This window comes from Streptomyces carminius (genome assembly GCF_002794255.1).
GTDB lineage: Bacteria > Actinomycetota > Actinomycetes > Streptomycetales > Streptomycetaceae > Streptomyces > Streptomyces carminius.
Genome location: NZ_PGGW01000016.1, coordinates 15,010 through 37,434, shown reverse-complemented (window position 1 = coordinate 37,434; position 22,425 = coordinate 15,010). Strand labels below are relative to the sequence as shown.

The following is a 22,425-nucleotide window of genomic DNA, read 5'->3' as shown; positions in this document are numbered from 1 at the left end:
CCGTGCGGGCAGGGGGAGAAACCCGGCCCGGGCTCCGGCTGACGGCCTCCGCCGCCCGCGGGCCCCGCCCGCCCCGCGGCGCCCGGCCGCGCGGGACGCCGGGCGCGGTGCCCTCGCCCGGCCGGACCGCACGTGCTACCAAGGACCATGCCCGACCCGCACTCCGGCCACCCCCTCGGCGGCACCGGCCGCGACACGCCGGACGTCGTGATCGTGGGCGGCGGCCACAACGGACTGGTGGCCGCCGCCTACCTCGCCCGCGCCGGACTCGGCGTCCTGGTGCTCGAACGTCTGGACCACACCGGCGGCGCGGCCGTCTCCGCCCGGGTCTTCGCCGGAGTGGACGCCCGCCTGTCGCGCTACTCGTACCTGGTGAGCCTGCTGCCGCGGAGCATCGTGGCGGACCTGGGCCTGCGCTTCGCGGTGCGGTCCCGGCCCGTCTCCTCCTACACCCCGGTACGGCGCGGCGGCCGGGACACCGGGCTGCTGGTCACCGGTGAGGAGTCCCGCGACCGGGCGGCCTTCGCGCGGCTGACCGGATCGGAACGGGAGTACGCCGGCTGGCGGCGCTTCCACGGCATGACACGGCGCCTGGCCGAGCGGGTCTTCCCCACCCTCACCGAGCCCCTGCCGACCCGGGAGGAACTGCGGGCCAGGGTCGGCGACGAGACCGCCTGGCGCGCGGTGTTCGAGCGGCCGCTCGGCGAGGCGATCGAGGAGCACCTCGCCGACGACCTGGTCCGCGGCGTGGTGCTCACCGACGCCCTGATCGGGACCTTCGCCTCCGCCCACGATCCCTCGCTGCGCCAGAACCGCTGCTTCCTCTACCACGTGATCGGCGGCGGCACCGGCGACTGGAACGTGCCGGTGGGCGGCATGGGCGCGCTGACCGACGCCCTCGCCGGAGCCGCCCGCGCCGCGGGCGCGCGGATCGCCACCGGGCACGAGGCCGTCTCGATCGCCGCCGACGGCCGCACCGCAGAGGTCCGCTACCGCACCGCCGACACCGAGGGCACGGTCTCCGCACGCCATGTCCTGGTGAACGCCTCGCCCCGGGAGCTGGCGGTCCTGCTGGGGGAGGAACCGCCGCCGCGGGCCCGCGCCGAGGGGGCCCAGCTGAAGGTCAACATGCTGCTGCGACGGCTGCCGGCCCTGCGCGACCGCTCGGCCGACCCGCGCGAGGCGTTCGCCGGGACCTTCCACGTCGCCGAGGGCTACCGGCAACTGGAGACCGCCTACCGGCAGGCCGCCGCGGGACGGTTGCCCGCCGCCCCGCCCTCGGAGATCTACTGCCACTCCCTGACCGACCCGTCGGTCCTGGGACCGGACCTGGCCCGTACCGGGCACCACACGCTGACCCTGTTCGGGCTGCACGTCCCCGCGAGGCTGTTCGGCGGGGGCGCCGACCGCGACGAGCGGCTCCGCGAGGACCTGCTGACCGCCGCCCTCGCCCAGCTCGACGCCCAGCTGGACGAGCCGATCGCCGGCTGCCTGGCCCGCGACGCCGAGGGACGGCCCTGCGTCGAGGCACGGACCCCGGTGGACCTGGAGCGCGAGCTGCGGCTGCCCGGCGGGCACATCTTCCACGGCGACCTGGCCTTCCCCCACGCCGACCCGTACGGCGACGGCACCGCGGCCGATCCGGGCGACCCGGCAGCCCGGTGGGGGGTGGCCACCGGGCTGCCCAACGTCCTGCTGTGCGGGTCGGGTGCCGTGCGCGGCGGGGGAGTGAGCGGTGTCCCCGGGCACAACGCGGCGATGGCGGTACTCGGGAGGTGACCGGCGGTCAGTCGGCCGACGCCGTCCAGCCGTCCGCGGCGACCCGGCGCGCGTCCCGGCGGCGGGAGTCGTCGAACAGCACCCGCCCGCCGTCCTCGACCCGGATCCCGTCGACGTACGCGCCGCGCCCCACGTAACGGCCGCCGGTGGTGTACCGCCAGCGCAGCCGTACCGCCCGGCCCCGCCAGCGGGCCAGGGAGGCGTCGGCCCCGTACCAGACGCGGCCGGAGAAACCGGACAGCGTCCCGTCCGGGCGCTCCACCGGCCCGGTGCCGGACCGCGAGACGGTGAACGGCACCGGCTCCCAGCCCGCCCCGCCGTCCGCGGGCACCCGGCCGGACGCCCGGTCGGACGCCGCCTCCAGCCGGAGCGCGCCGTCGGCCGGCTCGGTGTCCCACCACACCCGGAAGCGCAGCCGGGCGTCCGCGCCGCGCGGCACCACCCCGGGCAGGGCGAGGGTGGCCGAGGCGCCGGGGGCCATCCCGGAGAACCAGGCGGTGCGCCCCGTCGCGGGCCGCACCGGAACGGCCCGGGCCAGCCGGTCGGCGGCGGCCACCCGCGGGGCGCTGCCGGAGCGCCAGGAGCGCACCGGGTGCACCGAGTTGCCCAGCAGCACCAGAAAGGTGTCGGTGGTGGGGTCCAGCACCAGGGACGTACCGGTGAAACCGGTGTGCCCGGCGGTGCGCGGGGTGGCCATGGCGCCCATGAACCAGTGCTGGTACAGCTCGAAGCCCAGCCCGTGCCCGTCGCCGGGGAAGCCGGTGTTGAAGTCGTGGAAGAGCAGCTCCACCGACTCCGGTGCCAGGACGCGGGCGGTGCCGTACGCGCCGCCGTTCAGCAGTGTCCGGCACAGCACGGCCAGGTCCCAGGCGCAGGAGAAGACCCCGGCGTGTCCCGCCACCCCGCCCAGGGCGTGGGCGTTCTCGTCGTGGACCTCGCCCCACACCATGCCGCGGTCCAGACCCGACCAGGGGGGCCGGGCGTCCTCGGTGGCGGCGATGCGCGGCCGCCAGGAGGCGGGCGGGTTGTAGCGGGTCCGGCGCAGCCCCAGCGGCCCGGTGACGTCCCGGCGCAGCAGCACGTCGAGGGGCTCGCCGGTGACCTCCTCCAGCACCAGCTGGAGGGTGATGAGGTTGAGGTCGGAGTAGCGGTAGACGCTGCCGGGCGGATCCAGTGGGGCCTCGCGCCACAGCCGCCGGAGCACCGCGTCCCGGGAGGGTTCGGCGTACAGCGGCAGCCAGGCGGTCAGCCCCGAGGTGTGGGTGAGCAGCTGCCGTACGGTGATCCCGGCCTTGCCCGCCGCGCCGAACTCCGGCAGGTAACGGGCGGCGGGCGCTTCCAGCGCCAGGGCGCCGCGCTCGATCTGCCGCACCGCCAGGATCGCGGTGAACAGCTTGGAGAGGGAGGCCAGGTCGTAGACCGTCCCGGGACGGGCGGGGATCCGCCGCGCGGCGGGGAGTTCGACACCGGTGTCGCCCGCCTCGTCGTAGGCCGCGTAGCGCACCGCGTACCCGATGGCTTCGTGGAGCGCGACGGTGGAGCCGCGCCCGGCCAGCAGCACCGCGCCCGCGTACCAGGGCCGGCCGGTGGGGGGCGCGAGGAAGGACGCGGCGTCGGCCACCAGCCCCCGCAGGTGCGGCTCCAGCAGTCCGGCCCGCCGCGCGGTGCCGCGGCGCAGCACGGGTGCCCGGTCGCCGGAGAGAGGGGCGGAGGCGGCGACGGGTGCCGTGGCGAGCACCAGGCCGCCGCCGAGCGCGAGCGTCCGGGCTCCGAACCGCCGCCGGCCGATGCCCCGGCCGGGTACGGGACCGGGTGCCGGGGCCGGTGCGGAACCGGTCATGCCGCGACCTCCTCGGGAGAGCCGGGGAACGAGAGCTGACGGAGCACCGCCCGGCGCACCGGGCGGAGGCGGGGAATCCCTTCCCGGGACTCCCGCACGTCAACCCCGGTCCGTCCCGCCTCCGCCTACCGGAGCACCACGCAGTCGCGCCGTGCCAGCGCCGCCGACAGGCGCGGCGGCACCTCGACCGGGTTCCACCGCAGATCCAGCTTCTCCAGCGCGGGCAGCTCCGCGAGCCAGTGGGGTACCTCCCGCAGCCGGTTGGCCCGCAGATCCAGGCGCCGCAGCCGGGGCAGCCCGCGCAGCGTCCCGGGCACCCGCTCCAGCGCGTTCTCCCGCAGCTCCACCTCGCGCAGCGCGGTGAGCCCGCCCAGGGAGGCCGGCAGGCCGGTCAGCGCGTTGCCCCGCAGCCACAGCTCCCGCAGCGCGGTGAGCCCGCCCAGGGATCCGGGCAGCTCCCGCAGCCCGCACCGCTGCGCCCGCAGCTCGACCAGCGAGGTCATCGAACCGAGCTCCGCCGGGAGCCGCCCCAGCGGGTTGTCGCCGACGTTCAGATACGCCAGCCGGCGCAGCCGCCCCAGTGAGCGGGGCAGCGCGGTGAGCCGGTTGTCGTGCAGGTACAGACAGCGGTCCAGCCCGGTGAGCTCCCCGAGCTCCGCAGGGAGCTCACCGAGCGCGTTGTGGCCGAGGTCGAGGGTGTGCAGCCGCCGCAGCCGTTTGATCCGCGGCGGCAGTTCGGTCAGCGCGTTGTCCGCCAGGATCAGGACCCGCAGGTCCCGACGTTCCCACACCTCCTCGGGCACCCGCTCGATCCCCGTCCGCCACAGGTTCAGCACGGGTTCCGCCACCGACTCCGCCGCCATGGCGGCCACCGTACCGGCCGTCCCGGGCGGGAGCGCCGGGTGGAGGGGGCCGCCGTACCCGCCGGAGGCGGTGGCGGCCGGCGCGGGGAGGTGGTACCGCGGGCGCGCGGACAGCCGGCCCGCGGAACCACCGGTCCCCGTACCATGGCCGCATGTCCTTTCTCCGCCGCCGCAGTGCCCCCATCCCCGCCGGACCCGACTTCGACGTGCTGGCCATGGACCCCGGGGACTGGCCGGGCAACCTCGGCGCCGGACTGCTGCCCGCGCCGGACGGGAGCTGCCAGGGGGTGTTCCTGCGGTACGACCTGTTCGGCGGACGCGGACCCGCCATGATCATCGGCAATCTGCCGGAGGGGTCCCCGGCCCGTGAACGGGCCGACGACCAGGTTCCCTTCGAGGTGGCCCAGCTGCTGGCGGCCCTGGAGAACGACGAGGAGGTCACCGTCACCGGAGCGGAGGAGAGCCCGGTGATGCTGGACGACAACCTGCTCATCGTGCGCCGGGTCATCTGCTCCGAGACCCGGATCTCCTGCGTCCAGTTCGACCGCAGCGACGGCGTGCTGGTCACCATCGCCAGCTGGGACCGGCCGATCACCGAGGACCTCTACCAGCTGCTGAAGCCGCTGCCGGCGGAGATGTTCAGGCAGTGACGGTCCGGGCGGACGGCGCCGTCACCGGCGTGCGCTCCGCACCGTGGTCCCGCGGTCCCGGCTGAGGCCGCCCGACGCCGGCCGTACCCGCCGCGCCGCCCCGTACCGCCCCGCCACCCGGTCCGGTGGCCGGCCCGGCCACGTGTGCCGCCGGCCGACCGTCGAGGCCTCGCGCCCCGCGGCAGGCCGGCCGACCCCGGGCGGGCCCCGACGACCCGTCACAGGCCCACGAAGGACGGGTTCCCGTACGGACTTCCCGGCCGCGCGCACCGCCCCGGGCGGAGCCGGTGGCACCCCGCGGGCCACCGGACGGACGTGCCGGCCGCCGGCGCGCGGGACGGCTCAGCGGGTGCCGACCGCCGCCCGTACCGCGCGCCGGACCGTCACACAGTCGTCGTGCAGCCTGCGCAGCAGCAGTCGCTGCTCCTCGCCCGAGGTCGGCCGGCCGGGCCGGTCGAGGCCCGGTACCGGGGCCGGTTCCCGCATGGTCCGCTGCACGGCCGCCTCGCAGAAGCGGACCTCCCGGGTGAGGACCAGCATCAGATTCACCAGGAAGGCGTCCCGCGCGTCCCGCCCCGGGGCCTGGGCGAGCCGGCTGATCCGGCGGCGCGCCGCCGGGCAGTCGCCGAGCACCGACCACAGGGTGGCGAGGTCGTAGCCGGGCAGGTACCAGCCGGCCCGTTCCCAGTCCACCAGCACCGCGCCGGCCGGGGACAGCAGCACGTTGGACAGCAGGGCGTCCCCGTGGCAGAACTGCCCGCGACCGCTCCCCCGGGGGCCCCGCGCCAGGCCGTGCAGCAGCTTGCGCAGATCGCCCAGGTCGCGGTCGGTCAGCAGGCCCAGCTCGTGGTAGCGCGCGATCAGCGGACCGTAGTCGAGTTGCGCCCCGAACCGGCCCGCGGGCGGCTGCCAGGCGTTCAGCCGGCAGACCGCGTCCAGCGCCGCACGCAGTTCGGAGGGGGTCGGAGGCTCCGCCGGATGACGCCGGAGCGACACCGGGCGGCCCGGCGCCCGCTCGGCGACCAGGGCGCACGACTCCGGGTCGGCGGCGATGAGCCGGGGCACCCGCACCGGCGGGCGGTGGCGCACGAAGGTGCGGTAGACCTCTGCCTCGTGCCGGAACCGCTCGACCCGCTCGGGTGAGTGCTCCAGCAGGCACTTGGCGACCGCGGGACTGCGGCCGACGGTGCCCACCAATACCACCGAGTGCCCGCCGCGGCGCATCACCTGCACCGGCTGGAACTCCGGGCAGACCCGGTGCACCGAGGCGACGGCGGCACGCAGCCGCGCGCCCTGCGGGCCGGACAGGTCGAGCCTCCCCCCGGCCGGCGGCCCTCCGATGCCGTGCGCGCGGCGCTGCCGGACCACGCCGGCCGGCGGCCCGGACGCGGGCGTGCGCGTCTGCTCGGGGTGGAGAGCGGTGCCGTACGGCCGGCGCTGGCGCTGCTGGGGCAGGGCTGACACGGGGGACGGGGTTGGGTACATGGACGAGCCGGATCCCTTCGTGCGCCGACAGGTTGTCGCGCCACCCACCCGGCCGGGGCCGGGGAGCACCCTGGGGAATGCCGGAGCCTTCGGCCGGACGGGGTGGCGCGGTTCTACAGCACACCCGGGTACGGGTGGCACACCATCTGGCGAACCCTGGCGAACCATGGCGAATGCTCGCGGGGCCCTTCGGGCGGTGGCTACTGTCAACTCAGCCGAGAACCTGGGGGCTTGCACGTGACAAAGGGACCCAACACCCGTCTCGCGGACCTGTTCGGCCTCACCGGCTGGTCCAAGGGCGAACTCGCCCGGCTCGTGAACCGGCAGGCGGCGGCCATGGGCCACCCGCAGCTGGCGACCGACACCTCCCGGGTGAGGCGCTGGATCGGTATGGGGGAGACCCCGCGCGATCCGGTGCCGAAGGTGCTGGCGAACCTGTTCACCGAGCGACTCGGCCGTGTCGTGACCATCGAGGACCTCGGGTTCAGCCGGTCAGGGCCGGCCGGGAGGAGACGGGAGTCCGTCCACGGACTGCCGTGGGCTCCCGAACAGACCGCCGCGGTCCTCACCGAATTCACGGGAATGGACCTCATGCTCAACCGACGCGGCTTGGTGGGCGCGGGCGCCGCGCTCACCGCAGGATCGGCGCTCAGCAGCGCCATGTACGACTGGCTCCGGACCGACCCGGCCCCGGCCCTGGGCGGACCCGGCGGCGCCTTCGTCACCGACCCGGTCTCCGCCGACCGCTACGAGGCGGCCCCGGTGGGCGCCGGGGAGGTCGAGTCGCTGGAGCGCTCCGTGGAGGTGTTCCGCACCTGGGACGCGTCCCGCGGCGGAGGGCTCCAGCGCAAGGCGGTGGTGGGCCAGCTCAACGAGGTGGGCGGCATGCTCGCCTACCGCCACCCGCCGCACATCCAGCGGCGGTTGTGGGGGGTGGCGGCCAACCTGGCGGTGCTGGCGGGCTGGATGTCCCACGACGTCGGCCTGGAGCCCACCGCCCAGAAGTACTTCGTCATCGCCGCGCACGCGGCCCGCGAGGGCGGCGACCGGCCGCGGGCCGGCGAGGCGCTGTCCCGGGCCGCCCGCCAGATGGTGCATCTGGGGCGGCCCGGGGACGCCCTGGACCTGATGAAGCTCGCCCACTCCGGCTGCGGCGAGGAGACCCTGCCGCGCACCCGGGCGATGCTCCACACCGTCGAGGCGTGGGCGCAGGCGTCCATGGGGCGCGGGCAGGCGATGCGGCGCACGCTCGGTGAGGCCGAGGAGCTGTTCGTCTCGGACCGGCGGGACGTACCGCCGCCCAGCTGGATGCAGCTGTTCGACGAGGCCGACCTGCACGGGATGCAGGCACTGGCGTACCGCACGCTCGCCGAGCACGACCCCTCGGCGGCGAGGACCGCCGAGGGACACGCCAAGGAGGCGCTGCGGCTGCGGAAGGACGGCCGCGACCGGTCGAGGATCCTCGACTACCTCTCCCTCGCGTCGGCCTGCTTCATCGCCGACGACCCCGAGCAGGCGGACCGCTACGCGCGGCTGGCCCTGGTCTCGATCGGCAGCACCTCCTCGCACCGCACCTGGCACCGGCTGCGGGAGATGTACCGCCTCACCGGGCGCTACGCCGGCTCCACCGGGGTGGCGGACCTGCGCGAGGAGATCGAGCACACCCTGCCCTCGGCCCCGAGGGCGCCCCGGAGCGGCCCGGTGACCGCGCCGCGGTGGACGGCCGGCAGCCTGGGCGTCTAGCGGTCCGGGAGCCGGGGAGGGGGCAGCCCGGAACCGGGGACGTCCCGGCGGGACGCGTACGGTACGGGAGCTCGTACGCGTCCCGCGGCGCTCCCGGCTCCCGGTTCCCGGCCCCCCGTTCCCGGGCGGCGGTCCGCAGGGCCCCGGCGGAGCCGCGGGCTCCGGTATCCTTCGGCGACCGGAGCCCGCGCTCCCGGCCGTGAACGGCACGGAGCCGCGGGGAGAGCGCAGGACGAACAGGAGAAGGACCCACGACCACCGGCGACACCGTCCGACAGCGGAAATCCCGTTGCCAGCCCCACACCCCGCACCGGATGCTGACCCTATGTTCGCCGATTCCGTCGATTCCGACATAGCGCCCAGCGGCACGCTGCTCGGCCTCCTCCAGCGGGGCCGCGGCGACGGGACGCTGCACGCCCTCGCGGCGCCGCGCGCCGAGGCGCTCGCGGCGCTGGGACAGTGCCTGCGGCACGACCCCCGGAGGGACTGGCGGCTCGAACACCGTTCCCTGTACTACGCCCGGCTCCACCGGGACCTGGACGCCGGACTCGACGACCTCGAGGACCATCTGTTCGACCCCGCCGACCTCGTCGACACCGGCGAGGAGCGCACCGGCCTGGCCCTCTCCGTCCTGGGCCACCTGACCTCCTACGGCGACCGCGGCGCGCTGCTGCTGCTGCGCCGCTACGCCGCGCGGGGAGCCAACTGGCGGTGGGCCCTGGACGAGCTGGCCGTGCGGGACGACGACGCCGGACTGCGCTCGCTCGGCCCCGCCGTCCTGGCCCGCTTCCCGCGCACCCCCGAGGGCGACGCCGAGCTGGCCGCGGCCGTCCGGGACGCCTTCGAACCCCGCCCCTGGCGGCTGTGGGCCGAGGACCCCGGCCGGCCGGGGCAGGCCGAACGCATCGGGAAGGCCGGGGAGGCCGGTTCCTTCGACCGCTGGCAGCGCCAGCTGCGGCCCACCGGGCCGCGCCCCGGCTGGAGCGTGCGCGCGGTGCTGGAGTGGGCCCAGGACGGCTCCCCGGAACCCTCCGGCTCCCCGGAACCCTCCGGCTCCCCGGAACCCTCCGGCTCCCCGGAAGCCGGAGGCCGGACCCCGCAGCAGCGCGAGGCCGCCGCCGCGCGCTGTCTGGCCGCCGTCGCCGGTCCCGAGGACCGCCCCGAACTGCTCGCCGCCGCCCGCGGCGGCCCCGGCACCGCCCGTGCCGTCGCCCTGCGCCATCTGGCCGAACGGGGCGACGCGGACGTCCTCGACCTGATCGAGGCGGCCGCGGCCCACTCCCCGGCGTCCTGCGCGGTGCCGGCCGATCCGGCGGACGGTCCCGATCCGGCGGACGGCCCCGGTGAGACCGTCGCCCGGGCCGCGCTGGCCGCCTTCTCCCGGATGCGCACCACCGCCGCCGTGGACCGGGCCCGCCGGTGGGCGCGGCGCGAGGACGGCCTGGGCGCCGCCGCGGCCGCGATGCTCGCCGTCCGCGGCGGCCGGCAGGACGGCCCGCTGGTGCTGACCGGGCTGCGCCGCGCCGTCCGCACCCAGGGGCCGGACTCCGGGGCGCTGGGGCCGCTGCTCGACGGGACCGCGAGGCTGACCGTGCACTGTGCCGCACCCGTCGTGCGGTACGTCTACCGGGAGACCGCCTCCTCCCAGCTCCGCGGCCGGGCGGCCAGGGCCCTGGCCGTCACCGATCCGTCCTTCGCCGCGGGCTGCGCCGTCGAGTGCCTGTGGGACTGCGAGGAGTCCACCCGGGAGCTCGCCGCCCGGCACGCCGCGACCGGCGACGCGCGGGTCGTCGAACGCCTGCGGCGGCTCGCCGCCGACCCGGCCGAGGAGGAGGGCGTGCAGAGCGCCGTGCGCGGCAGACTCGGCCCCGGCGAACCGGCCCGCTGAGCCTCCGGTTCGTTCCCCCCGGCCGGGACCGTCCCGGCCGCCCACCCGGCCCGGGACCCACGGCATGCACCGCTGCCGTCTCCGGCCGGGCGGCCGTCACCCACGCGACTCGCGCGGACGTGTACGGGGGCCGGACGAACCGCCGTACCGCCCGCCCCGGTCGAACCGCCGGCCGACGGGCCGGGCCGGGCCGATGCCGGCCAGGGCCCCGCAGGGAGGCCGCCCGGGCACCGCGGGCCGCCGCGCCCTCGCCGTTTCGGTCCCTGTCACCGGCAGCGCCTAATCTGTGCCGTGTGACCACAGCCGTATCCGCCTCGCCGCCCGGCGCCCCCCGGCCCGCGCCGGGTCCGGCCGCCGACGAGGGCCTGGCCCGCCGTCTGCGGGCGCTGGCCTGCACCGCGCCCCTGCACGACCTGGACGTGCGCAAGGCCAATCTGGCCGGGGAGTACAGCACGTACGCCATGGCGGAGGTGGCGCTGGCCGCCATCGACCTGGTCACCCTGCACATGGACTTCGACACCGGCGCCGACCACGAGGAGATAGTGGCCCGGCTGCTGCCCCGCGTCGCCGCCCAGGCGCCGCGGCGGCCCGCCGCCGAGCACGAGCGGGTCGCCCGCTGGGTCCTGGAGAATCTGATCAACGTCGGCAGCGTCGACCGCGGCTTCCGCGCCGTCTACGGCACCTTCGGCCCCGACGGCGAGTACGTGCGGCGCGACTACGACTTCAAGCTGATCGAGGAGGTCCCCGGCCCGGGCGGGGGCGTCTACCTGCGCACCACCGACGAGGCGGTCAACGTCCTGGTCGGGGCCCTCGACACGGACGTCACCAGCGCGCAGATCGCCGCCGAGGTCAAGCTGGAGGTGCTGGTCAGCCGCGGCCGGCTCGCCGACGCCCAGCTCGCCGCCGAGCAGGCCCGCTACCGCACCGTCCAGTACGCGGAGACGCTGCGCCGCGCCCTGGAGGCCACCCGGCGCAACGTCCGCGCGGTGGACTGGCTCAACGCCGTCCCCGACCTGATCGCCGAGGCGCTCGACCACGTCGCCGACCGCTACCGCCACGAGAACGCGATCCTCACCAACATCCGCCGGGCCCGGGACGAGGCCCCCGCCGACCGGAGCCCGGACCACAAGCTGCGCGCCGCCGAGCTGATCGACATCGTCAAGGACTGCATCCGGCGCCACACCCAGCTCCAGTCCCGGCTGCTGGAGGCCGGGCCGCTCTTCCGCGCCGAGCAGGACCGGCAGGCCTTCGCCCCGCCCGCCGTCCGCGCCGGACTGGATCTGTACGGGCAGCTGCTCGCCCCGGTACTGCCGCTGCCGGTGGAGCGGGCGACGAAGGTCACCGACGCCTTCTTCGCCCGCGGCACCGGGCTGCGCGTGCCCGCCGCCGTCCGGCTGGGGGATCTCACCGGGCTGCTGCTCACCCCGCCCGCCCCCCGCGAGCACCTGGGCGCCGAGATGCCCGAACCGGATCTGGTGGCCACCCCCGACGACAGCCGGTTCAGCGAGGAGCAGCTGGCGGCCGCCCGGGAACTGCTGGACCTGCCCCACGACGCGCCGCGCCGGCTGTCGGGCCTGCTGGCCGAGGCCCGCCGCCGTGCCCCTGAGGACCCGGACCTGCCGTACCTGGTGGCCCTGCTGGCGGTGCACGCCGCCAGTCCGCCGGTCGGCACCGCCTACCGGCAGGGCGAGCGGCGGCTGCTGTTCGCCGCGGACGACGGCACCGAACTGCACGACCCGGAGTTCGGTGGCGCCGACCTCGTCGTGGGCACCGCACTGCTGGACGCGGCGGGCATGGCCGCGGACCGTACGGAGGTGGCGTCGTGAGCACCGCGGACGAGTACGGCCGGTACGGCGCCTTCGGCGCCCCGCAGGGGCCGGGCGACCGGCCCGGGTACTCCGGGGAGGGCGCCCCCGCGGCCGGTGAGCGGCCCGGCGCCGGCCACTCGGTGGCCCCGGCGGCCCCGGTGACCCCCGCGGACGCCGCCGACGCCGCCCGGCTGGTCTCCTTCGGGCTCCAGCCCAAACTGCTGCCCGCCCGCGACGCCGAGTACGCCGACCTGCTGCGCCGCTACCGGGAGGACCCGGCCTTCGCCCGGCTGGCCGACGCCGTCGCCACCGGCCTCGGGCTGGTCGTGCTGGAGGTCTCCCCGCGCGCCGGGATGGCCGTCACCGCCGCCGAGGACTCCGTCTTCGCCGTGCGCATGGGCGACTACGCCCGCCGCGCCACGGCCGACTCCGCCGACCGCTTCCTGCACGGTCTGGCCCATCTGGCCGTCGCCGCCCTGGCCTTCCCCCGCCCCGAGGACCTGGCCGACGACGGTTACGTCGGCCGGATCACCGTCAACGGGGTGGACGCCTTCGTCCGCCAGGCGTGTCGCCGCCTGGAGGAACGCGCCGAGCGGGAGGGGGAGAACACCGATCCGGCCAGCGAGGCCCCCGGCCTGGAGGCCGCCTGGCGGGTGTACGCCAGGCGCAGCGCCACCGGCGCCACCAAGGACGCCCGGCGGCTGGCCGGCTCCACCACCGGGATCGTCGCCAAGGCCGCCGCCTTCCTCGCCGACTCCGGCTTCCTGCAACGCACCGGGGACGACTCCGGCGGCACCTACCGCACCACCGCCCGCTACCAGCTCCAGGTGCGCGACATGGCGGGCGGCGCCGCCCTGGCCGAGCTGCTGGAGCTGGGCGTCGTCCCGGTCAGTGACGGCAGCGCCACCCTGCTGCCGCCTCCCGACGCCGACGCCGCCGAACTGGCGCCCGACGCCGGGCTGCCCTTCCACGGCTGAGGGCCGGGGCAGCCGCCGAGGCCCCGGCCGACAACAGAACGACCCCCGCCGGACGACTCCGCCGGACGACTCCGCAGAACGACCCCGCCCAACGACGAGAGCCCCGCCATGTACGAGCTGTCCCGGATCCGCCTCTACTCCATCGGGCCCGCCGGTGCGCGCTACGCCGACACCGTGCTGGACCTGCGCGGGGTCGGCGAGCCGGTGCCCAGCCCGGCCCCCGCCCAGGGCGACTTCTTCGAGGACGAGCCGGCCGGCCCGCCGTGCCGTCCCGCGCCCGCGGGCGTGCTCTTCCTGGAGAACGGCGGAGGCAAGTCCGTCCTGCTCAAGCTGATCTTCTCGGTGATGCTGCCCGGCCACCGCAACACCCTCGGCGGGGCCAGCTCCGGCGTGCTGCGCAAGTTCCTGCTGGCCGACGACTGCGGGCACGTCGCCCTGGAGTGGCAGCACACCCTCACCGGCGAGACCGTCGTCGTCGGCAAGGTCAGCGAGTGGCGCGGCCGGCAGGTCTCCAGCGACCCGCGGAGGTTCGCCGAGGCCTGGTACAGCTTCCGGCCCGGTCCCGGCATGAGCCTGGACTCCCTTCCGGTCGCCGAGTCCGCCGCGGTCGGCCCCGTCCCCGAGGGGACCTCCGCCGCCCGCGGCCGGCGCCGCACCATGAAGGGCTTCCGGGACGTCCTGGTCGAGACGGGCCGGGCCTACCCCAACCTGGACGTGGTCTGGGAGGAGATCCACGAGCGCTGGAACGAGCACCTGGGCCATCTCGGCCTGGACCCGGAGCTCTTCCGCTACCAGCGGGAGATGAACGCCGACGAGGGCGAGGCCGCCGGTCTGTTCGCCGTCAAGAACGACTCCGACTTCACCGACCTGCTGCTGCGCGCCGTCACCGACACCCGCGACACCGACGGGCTGGCCGACCTGGTGCACGGCTTCGCCCACAAGCTCGGCCGGCGCGCCGAGCTGACCGCCGAGCGGGACTTCACCGCCGGGTCCCTGGACCTGCTGCGGCGCATCGACGAGGCCGCGCGGGGACGCGAGAGCGCCCGGGCCGTCCACGCCGGGGCCGAACAGCGCACCCGCGCCCTCGCCCGGCGGCTGACCGCCCGCGGCACCGAGGAGCGCGGCCGCGCCGCCGAACTCGCCGAGCGGGCCGACCACGCCGCCGCCGGCGCCGCCGGTGCCGAACGAGGCCGGGAGCGCGCCGCGCTCGTCGCCGCCGAGCTCGCCTACCGCCACGCCTCACTGGCGCTGGCCGCGGCCGAGAAGGACGCCGCCGCCCAGCGCCGGGAGCTGGGCGACGCCCGTACGCTGCACGCCGCCTGGCAGGCCACCGAGACGGTACTGGCGCACCGCGCCGCCGCCGACCGCGCGGCCCGGGTCGCCGCCGCCATCCGGGAGGCCGAGCGGGACGCCGCCCCGGCCCTGGCGGCCCGCGCCCGCGCCGCCACCGACCTGGTACGCGCCCTGCACTCCGCCGCCGGGCAGGCCGAGCACCTCGCCGCCGGGGAGGAGGAGCGCTCCGCCGCCCTGCAGGCCGCGGGCGAGGCCGCCCACCGCGACGCCACCACCGCCGCCACCGAGGCCCAGCGCGCCCGCAGCGAGAGCGACCACCTGCGCCAGCGGCTGGCCGAGGTCGAGCAGGAGACGGCCGAGGCGGTACGGGCCGGCTGGCTGGACGACTCCGCGCCCGACGCCGACCCGGCCCGCGCCGCGCTGGCCGCCAGCGACGCCGAGAAGGCCGCCGTGGCCGCCTGGGAGACGGCGAAGGAGACCGCCGGCCGTACCGCCGAGCGGGCCCGGGGGACCGCCGAGGCCCTGAACCGCGCCGAACTGGCCGCGGCCCGTGCCGCCGACGCCGCCGAGGCGGCCGGGGCCGCGTACGCCGCCGACCGCCGTGCCGCCGAGGCGCTGGGCGCCGAGGAGCGGCTGGCCGAACTGCTCGGCCTGCCGCCGGGCACCGGCTCCCCGGTGCCCGGCCCGCGCGCCGGGGACGGGGCGGCCGCGACGACGCCCGCCGGCGCGGAGGGCCCGGGCCCGCTGGGCGCCGAGGAGCTGGACCGCGGCGCGGAGACGCTGCGCGACCTGCTGGACGAGACCGTCGCCACCGCCGAGCGCAGGCTGTTCGAGCTGCGTACCGCCGCCGCCGACGACTCCCGCATCCTCGGCGCCCTCGGCGACGGCGGACTGCTGCCGCCCGGCCCCGACGTCCTGGCCACCGTCGAGTACCTGGGCGAGCACGGCGTCCCGGCCCTCCCCGGCTGGCGCTACCTCGCCCAGGCCGTGGACCCGGCCGACCACGCCGCCGTGCTCGCCGCCCGGCCCGAACTGGTCGACGGGGTCGTCATCACCGACCCGGCCAGCCACGCCCGGGCCCGGGAGATCCTGGCGGACGCCGCCCTGCTGCCCCGTTCCGCCGTCGCCGTCGGCACCGCCGCCGCGCTGCTGGCCCCCGTGCCCGCCCCCGGCACCGGGGAGGGCGGCGTCCACGGCGCGTCCGGCGTGTTCCTCGTGCCGCCCAACCCGGCCATGCACGACGAGCGCGCCGCCGACGCCGAACGCCGCCAGCTGCGCGAGCGCGCCGCCGCCCGGGACACGGAGATCCGTGCCCTGGCGGCCCGGCTGGCCGCCGACCGTGCCCTGGCCGCCCGGCTCGCCTCCTGGCGCACCGGCTGCCCGCCCGGCCGGCTGGCCGAACTGGCCGCCGGCGCCCGGGCCGCCGCGGAGGCCGCCGAGACCGCCCGGCGGCACCTTGAGGAGGCCCGGCAGGCCGCCGCCGAGGCCGCCGAGACCGCGGCTGAGGCGGGCCGGGCGCGCGAGGAGCGCCAGGAGCACGCCCAGCAGGCCCGCCGCGCCGCCGACGCCCTGGCCGGACTCGCCTTCCGACTGCGGGAGCGCGCCAGGTGGCAGAGCGGACTGCGGGAGCTGGCGGCCGAGGCCGCCGAGGCCGGGGAGCGTGCCGCCGCCTGTCTGGAACGGGCCCGCGCCGCCGACGAGGACCGCCGGGCCGCCCAGCGCGCGGCCGACGACGCCCGCCGCACCGCCCGTGCGCTCCGCGCCGAACGCGCCGAGATCGCGGGCGTCCCCGACGGGCCCGACGGGCCCGACGGGCCCGGCGCCCCGGGGAGCTCGGAACCGCCGGCCGAGCCGCCGGCCTCCCTGCCGGACCTGCGCGAGGCCTACCGCGCCGCCTCCCGGCTGTACGAGAAGGTGGGCGTCGGCGCCGACCTGCGCGCCGAGCAGGCCCGCGCCGAGGGCGACGAGAGCGCCGCCCGCGCCGCCCTGGACCGGCTCAGCAACAAGGTCCGCACCCGCGCCGCCCAGCTCCTCCAGGGGCCCGACGGCGCCGACGGCCCCTCCCGGCAGGCCGCCGCCGCCCGCGCCGAGGCACTGGTCCACCTGCTGGAGTCGCGCGCCGCGGCCGCCAGCGAGCAGCTCGGCCGGCTGCGCGGCGAGGCGGAACGGCTGGCCCCGCCCGGCGGCGGGGCCCACACCGAGCTGCCCGGAGAGCTGGTACCCGCCGACGCGGAGCGCGCCCAGGCCCTGCTGCGCCAGGCCAACGCGGAACTGGCCGACCGCACCGACGCGCTGGAGGCCGCCCGCGCCGCCCACACCGAGCTGGTGCGTGCCCACCGCGTCGCCGAGGACGCCGCCGGCGCCTTCGACGAACTGGCGGCCATGCTCCGCGACCTGCTGCGCGACCCCCACGGCACGGGCGGTACGGGCCCCGAGCAGGGCGACGAGCCCACCGAGCCGTACGCCGACACCCTGGACGCGGCCCGGCGCGCCGCCGCCGAGGCCCGCCGCTCCCTGCGCGGCTGCGCCGCCGACCTCACCGCCGCCGAGGCGGCCGTGCGCGAGGCGAGCGACGTGCTGGTGCGGCACGCCAACGCCACCCGCTACGAGCAGGTGCGCACCCCTGCCCGCCAGCAGATCCGCGAGCTGCCCGCCGCGGCCCTGCCCGACCACGCGGCCGCCTGGGCCGCCGCCTTCGAGCCCCGGCTGCGGGTGCTGACCGACGAGCTGGAGCAGCTGGAACGCAACCGCGACAGCATCGTCGACCGGTTGCGCGGCCTGGTGGAGTCCGCGCTGGCCACCCTCCGCTCCGCCCAGCGGCTCTCCCGGCTGCCGGAGGGGCTGGGGGAGTGGTCCGGTCAGGAGTTCCTGCGCATCCGCTTCGAGGACCCGGACCAGGCAGTCCTCGCCGAGCGGCTGGGCGAGGTGATCGACGAGGCCACCCGGGCGGCCGTCCGCCGCAACTCCGACCTGCGCCGGGACGGCATGACGCTGCTGCTGCGCGGTGTCCACGCCGCGCTCCAGCCGCGCGGAGTGGCCGTGGAGATCCTCAAGCCCGACGCCGTGCTGCGCGCCGAGCGGGTACCGGTCGGACAGATGGGCGACGTCTTCTCCGGCGGCCAGCTGCTGACCGCCGCCATCGCCCTGTACTGCACGATGGCGGCGCTGCGCAGCAACGACCGGGGCCGTGACCGGCACCGGCACGCCGGGACGCTCTTCCTGGACAACCCCATCGGCCGGGCCAACGCCACCTACCTGCTGGAACTCCAGCGGGCGGTCGCCGACGCGCTGGGCGTCCAGCTCCTCTACACCACCGGGCTGTTCGACACCACGGCACTCGCGGAGTTCCCGCTGGTCGTCCGGCTGCGCAATGACGCGGATCTGCGAGCGGGCCTGAAGTACATCAGTGTCGAGGAACATCTGCGGCCCGGTCTGCCCCGGCGGGACCCCGGCGGCGAACCGGTGCACGGCGAGGTCACGGCCACCCGGATGTTCCGCCGCCCGGAGCGCCCCGGACGGCCGCCGGAGCCCCGCGCCGACGCCGTGCCCGGCTGACCGGTACGGGGTCGGCCGGACACGGCGGCGGGACGGCGGGGCTCAGCGGCTGAAGGCCGGGACGGCGAAGCGCTGGACGTTGCCCATCTGGTCGCCCTTGGCGTCGGTGCTGTTGACGGAGAAGACGAGCGTCCGGGACAGATCGCGCGTCGCGGCGACGACGGTCTGGTAGCCGGGGCGCGAGCCCGTCTTGCCCCATATCTCCCGGCCGTTCACGGTGTGCGGCGCCATGCCGCCCGCGGCCACGGTCGCCCCGGGCACGTCCGGGACGGTGAAGAACTCCGCGAGTTGCGGCCGCGGGACGATCCTGCCGCCGAACAGGGCGACGACGAGCCGCTCCAGATCCGCGGTCGTGGAGATCATGTCGCCGGCGGCCCAGCGGTCCGCCACGTTCCACTCGGTGACGTCCACCAGCCTGCCGTCGATCCAGTCGTAGCCGCGGTTGTGCGGGCCGTGGACGCGCGGGTCGGAACCGGTGGGGAAGGAGGTGTGCCGCATGCCCAGCGGCTTCAGGATCCGCACCCGGGCCTGGTGCGCGTAGGTGTCGCCGGTGACCTCCTCGATCAGCATGGCCAGCACCGTGTAGCCGATGTTGCCGTACGTCTGCCGGGCGCCGGGGGAGTACGCGGGTCCCTTGGCGACGGCCGTGGCCACGACCTCCTGCGGCGTGGTGGTCTCGAAGCGGCGCGGGTACCCCTCCTCCACGGTGGCACCGGTCGAGGCGCCCGGCTGGAGCCCGCTGGTGAAGTCCAGCAGGTGCCGTACGGTGACGGGTTCGGTGAAGGAGGGCGGCAGCAGATCCGGGAGGTAGGTCTCCACGGGGGCGTCGAGATCGATCCGCCCCTCGGCGGCGAGCTGCAGCACCACGGAGGCGGTCACCACCTTCGTGACGGACCCGGCCCGGAACCGGCCGTGCTCCAGGACCCCGGAGCCGGTCCTGAGGTCGCGCACCCCGGCCGCGCCGTGCCAGGATCCGTCGCCCCCGACCCGTACGAGCGCCGCGGTCGCGATCCCGTCCGGCAGTCCGTCGAGCGCGGCGCACAGCGCGGCGGCGTCGGGCCCGGCGGTGCCGGGCCGCTCGGCCGCGCACACCTTGGTGCCGGCCCCGGCGGGGGAGCCGGGCCGGGCCAGGGCGGGGCCGGTCAGCGGCCCCGCGCCGAGCCCGAGAACTCCGAGGGCGAGGGCGGTGGTCAGGGCGGTACGGGTGCGTGGTCTCATCGGTTCCTCCGGGAGTCCGTCGAGGTCTGTGCGGTGCACCACACCCTGGCGGCCGCCCGGAGATGAGGGATCGTCACCGGGGAGGAGCACCGTCCCCGGCTTCCGCCGGGGACGGCCGGCGCAACCCCGGGGACACCTGTCGGGGGTCACCCTCCGGGGGCGGGCCCTACCGTCCGCGGCGGAGCGCGCGCTCACGCGCCACGCTGCTGGGCGTGGAGACCACCCCGTGCCGCTGGACCCACATCTGCCGGGTCACCCACACGTCCAGCACCCCCCAGGTGGTGATCACCGTGCCGGCCACCGCGACCAGCACCATCGGAAGGGCGAGCCACACCTTCGCCAGCGAGCACAGCACTGCGACCATGACCAGTACCAGGGTCACCGCAACGAGGATGACCGCCCGTACGGCGGCCGTCCGCACCGGGCCGGGCAGCCCGGATCCGGCGTCCACGTAATCTCCACCCTCTCCGTACACCGTGTCCTCAGCCCGGTCCGACCGGAACTGGTCGAACCCGCCCGGTCCCCAGTCGGCCCTGCTCAGCCCCATGTGTTCTCCACGAACCGCGCTCCGTTCGCGTTCCCCGCGCCCCGCCGGACATCCGGCGTATCACAACACGGCATCACAACCACGCAGAACACCCGTCCCGACCGGCTTGTGATGGCGTGGACGCGCCTACGGACCACCCGTTTCCAGTAGTAGGCTCGCGCCGTTTGCCGACGGAACCCACGCACCCGTGCGAGGGCCGGACACACCGGACACAGGGGAGGCCATGCGCTTTCGCGGCAAGTCGATCCGCCGGAAGATCGTGGCGCTGCTGCTGGTCCCCCTGGTGGCGCTCACCTCCATCTGGACGTTCGCAACCGTGATCACCAGCCGCGAGGCGGACCAGCTCCTCGAGGTGTCCGCGGTCCTGGAGGAGCTCGGCGGCCCGGTGCAGGAGACCGTCCGGACCGTGCAGCGGGAGCGCCGCCGGGCCCTCGTCCACCTCGCCGACCCGCGCAGCGCCGACTCCCTGCCCGCCCTGCGCGAGGGACAGCGCGCCACCGACGCGGCGGTGGCGGCGTTACGCAGGCACGCGGCCGGTGAACGGGTCCGCGACGGACTGGCGGAGGACTCCCGCGGACGGCTGGACGACCTCCTCGAAGACCTCGACCGGCTCCGGAGGTTACGCGCCCAGGTCCTGGAGAACACCGCCGAACGCCGGGACGCCTACGAGGCCTACAGCGCGGTCGTCGACTCCTGCCACGGCTTCGTCGCCACCCTGCGGGCCGTGGACGACACCCGGCTCGACAGGGAGGGCCGCGCCGTCATCGGCCTGTCCCTCGCCCGCGAGCACCTCGCCCGCGAGGACGCCCTGCTGGCAGCGGCCCTCGCCGCGGGCCGGATGACCGGGGAGGAGTTGCGCGCCTTCTCCGACCGGGTGGCCGAACGCGAACTCACCTACCGCACCCACCTCCCGATGCTCCCCGCCGACGACCGGGACGAGCACCGGGCCTTCTGGTCCGGTTCCGACGGGCGTACCCTGCGCGCCGCCGAGGACCGGATCATCGCCGCCGGAGCCCCGGCGGCGGCCGGGGCCGTCAACGCCGAACGCTGGCGGAAGAACGTCACCGGAGTCCTGGAGGAGCTGCGGAGACTGGAGGGGAAGGCGGTCGACCGCCACCACCGGCGGGTGGCGCCCGAGGCCACCGCGGTGCTGGTCCGCGCCGGGGTGGCCGGCATCCTGGGCTTCGCCGCCGTCCTGCTCTCCGTGATCGTCTCCTTCCGCGTCGGCCGCGGTCTGATCCGCGACCTCGGCGCGCTGCGCCGGGAGGCCAACGAGGCGGCGGGCGTACGGCTGCCCGGCGTCATGCGGCGGCTCGCCGCGGGCGAGCGGATCGACGCCGGGACCGAGGTGCCGCGCCTGGCGTACGGGCGTGACGAGATGGGACAGGTCGGCCAGGCGCTCAACACGCTCCAGCGGGCCGCCGTCGAGGCGGCCGTGAAGCAGGCGGACATGCGCCGCGGCGTCTCCGAGGTCTTCGTCAACCTCGCCCGCCGCAGCCAGGTGCTGCTGCACCGGCAGCTCACCCTGCTGGACGCCATGGAGCGGCGCACCGACGACCCCGAGGTGCTGTCCGACCTCTTCCGGCTCGACCACCTCACCACCCGGATGCGCCGCCACGCCGAGGGGCTGGTCATCCTCTCCGGCGCCGCCCCCTCGCGGCAGTGGCGCCGGCCCGTTCCGCTGATGGACGTCGTCCGCGCCGCCGTGTCCGAGGTGGAGGACTACGACCGCGTCGAGGTGCGGCGATTGCCCCGGCTCGCGGTCGACGGCGCCGCCATCGCCGACCTGACCCACCTCGTCGCGGAACTCCTGGAGAACGCCACGGTCTTCTCCCCGCCGCACACCGCTGTCCAGGTGCTCGGCGAGCGGGTGCCCAGCGGCTTCGCGCTGGAGATCCACGACCGGGGCCTGGGCATGCCCCCCGAGGCGCTGCTGGAGGCCAACCTCCGGCTCGCCGAGACCTCCGACTTCCAGCTCTCCGACACCGACCGGCTCGGTCTGTTCGTGGTGTCCCGGCTCGCGCGGCGCCGGGGTGTGCGGGTCTCCCTGCAGCCCTCCCCGTACGGGGGCACCACCGCCGTCGTGCTCATTCCGGGCGCGCTGCTCACCGCGCCGGAGCGGGCCGGGCGGGGCGGGGACGCGCCGGGCACGGGCGAGCTCCGCGCCGGGGATGCCGGGAGCACTCCCCGGACCGCCGCGGGACTGCCCCTGCGGGGCGCGCGGCCCGTCCTCGGAACGGCCCGGGACGGCCCCGTCGAACTGGAGGCCGGCCGGTTCCCGCCGCGGTCCTCCCCGGACACCGAGCACGGGCGTCCGGCCGGGGCCGGCGCCGCACCCGGTGAGCCGGATCCGGCCACGGCGGGTGGCCTGCCGGGACGGGTACGGCAGGAGAGCCCCGTACGGGAGCCCGGATCCCGGCCGCGGCCCCGGCCCCGGCAGTGGGCGGACGGGGCGCGGGAGGGCGGAGAACGGCGGCGGGACGCGGCCGAGGTGCGCGACCGGATGGGTTCGCTCCAGCGAGGGCTGCGGCACGGTCGGCGGCGGAACGCGGGCCTCCCGGACGGCACGGGCCCCGACGGCCGCGGTACGCGCACCGGGGACCCGGGCGGTGTCCCCGTGAACGGCGCGGGGGCGAACGGCACGGGCGGCGCGGACCGCACCGGGAACGACGCACCGGGAACGACGCACTGGAGGGAAGCGGCCGATGACCGCACCGCACGGCACGGGGGACGGCACCGTCCGCAGGACGGGTGAACGGGCCCGCCCCCCGGACACGAG

General features: G+C 76.9%; 12 protein-coding genes and 1 pseudogene. 8 read left to right on the top strand and 5 right to left on the bottom strand.

The annotated features are described in order from the left end of the window. Positions 1 to 147: 147 nt before the first annotated feature. The gene (locus tag CUT44_RS05205; protein ID WP_100200963.1) at positions 148 to 1,779 is read left to right on the top strand and encodes a phytoene desaturase family protein; all 1,632 of its coding nucleotides are present in this window, start codon (positions 148 to 150) and stop codon (positions 1,777 to 1,779) included. A 7-nt stretch (positions 1,780 to 1,786) separates the two neighbouring features. On the opposite strand, the gene CUT44_RS05200 is transcribed toward CUT44_RS05205, so the two are convergent. Both CUT44_RS05200 and CUT44_RS05195 read right to left on the bottom strand, forming a co-directional pair. After that, positions 1,787 to 3,619: a serine hydrolase domain-containing protein gene (locus tag CUT44_RS05200; RefSeq protein ID WP_100200962.1), complete on the bottom strand. Its 1,833-nt coding sequence runs from the start codon at positions 3,617 to 3,619 to the stop codon at positions 1,787 to 1,789. A gap of 125 nt (positions 3,620 to 3,744) precedes the next feature. After that, on the bottom strand, positions 3,745 to 4,482 hold the full coding sequence (locus CUT44_RS05195) for a leucine-rich repeat domain-containing protein (protein ID WP_199185615.1): 738 nt from the start codon (positions 4,480 to 4,482) through the stop codon (positions 3,745 to 3,747). Between the two features lie 152 nt (positions 4,483 to 4,634). Here CUT44_RS05195 and CUT44_RS05190 point away from each other — a divergent pair, with 152 nt between their 5' ends. Continuing rightward, complete coding sequence (locus tag CUT44_RS05190; RefSeq protein ID WP_100200961.1) at positions 4,635 to 5,132, top strand: hypothetical protein; 498 nt, start codon at positions 4,635 to 4,637, stop codon at positions 5,130 to 5,132. Positions 5,133 to 5,474: 342 nt separating this feature from the next. Here the strand turns inward: CUT44_RS05190 and CUT44_RS05185 are convergent, their stop codons facing one another. Beyond that, positions 5,475 to 6,617 carry an aminoglycoside phosphotransferase family protein gene (locus CUT44_RS05185; protein WP_100200960.1) on the bottom strand — a complete coding sequence of 381 codons (1,143 nt, stop codon included), beginning with the start codon at positions 6,615 to 6,617 and terminating at the stop codon, positions 5,475 to 5,477. 237 nt (positions 6,618 to 6,854) lie between these two features. On the opposite strand from CUT44_RS05185, the gene CUT44_RS05180 reads away from it, so the two are divergent. The 5 genes from CUT44_RS05180 (at position 6,855) to CUT44_RS05160 (ending at position 17,881) form a co-directional block, all read left to right on the top strand. Continuing rightward, complete coding sequence (locus CUT44_RS05180) at positions 6,855 to 8,360, top strand: DNA-binding protein NsdB (protein ID WP_100200959.1); 1,506 nt, start codon at positions 6,855 to 6,857, stop codon at positions 8,358 to 8,360. A gap of 325 nt (positions 8,361 to 8,685) precedes the next feature. Further along, positions 8,686 to 10,248 carry a hypothetical protein gene (locus CUT44_RS05175; protein WP_100200958.1) on the top strand — a complete coding sequence of 521 codons (1,563 nt, stop codon included), beginning with the start codon at positions 8,686 to 8,688 and terminating at the stop codon, positions 10,246 to 10,248. A gap of 293 nt (positions 10,249 to 10,541) precedes the next feature. Beyond that, positions 10,542 to 12,074: a hypothetical protein gene (locus tag CUT44_RS05170; protein ID WP_233221242.1), complete on the top strand. Its 1,533-nt coding sequence runs from the start codon at positions 10,542 to 10,544 to the stop codon at positions 12,072 to 12,074. Further along, positions 12,071 to 13,033 carry a hypothetical protein gene (locus CUT44_RS05165; RefSeq protein WP_100200957.1) on the top strand — a complete coding sequence of 321 codons (963 nt, stop codon included), beginning with the start codon at positions 12,071 to 12,073 and terminating at the stop codon, positions 13,031 to 13,033. Before CUT44_RS05170 ends, CUT44_RS05165 begins: the two co-directional genes overlap by 4 nt. Positions 13,034 to 13,141: 108 nt before the next feature. After that, positions 13,142 to 17,881: a hypothetical protein gene (locus tag CUT44_RS05160; RefSeq protein WP_100200956.1), complete on the top strand. Its 4,740-nt coding sequence runs from the start codon at positions 13,142 to 13,144 to the stop codon at positions 17,879 to 17,881. A 42-nt stretch (positions 17,882 to 17,923) separates the two neighbouring features. Here CUT44_RS05160 and CUT44_RS05155 read toward each other — a convergent pair whose 3' ends face one another. Next, entirely contained in the window at positions 17,924 to 19,099 is a 1,176-nt protein-coding gene (locus CUT44_RS05155; RefSeq protein WP_100200955.1) for a serine hydrolase domain-containing protein, read from the bottom strand. A gap of 169 nt (positions 19,100 to 19,268) precedes the next feature. After that, positions 19,269 to 19,646 (bottom strand): annotated as a pseudogene (locus tag CUT44_RS34810) (hypothetical protein); the annotation flags it as partial. Positions 19,647 to 19,869: 223 nt separating this feature from the next. Here CUT44_RS34810 and CUT44_RS05145 point away from each other — a divergent pair. Continuing rightward, positions 19,870 to 22,401, top strand: a complete 2,532-nt coding sequence (locus CUT44_RS05145) for a sensor histidine kinase (protein ID WP_100200954.1) — start codon at positions 19,870 to 19,872, stop codon at positions 22,399 to 22,401. The last annotated feature ends 24 nt before the right edge of the window (positions 22,402 to 22,425 follow it).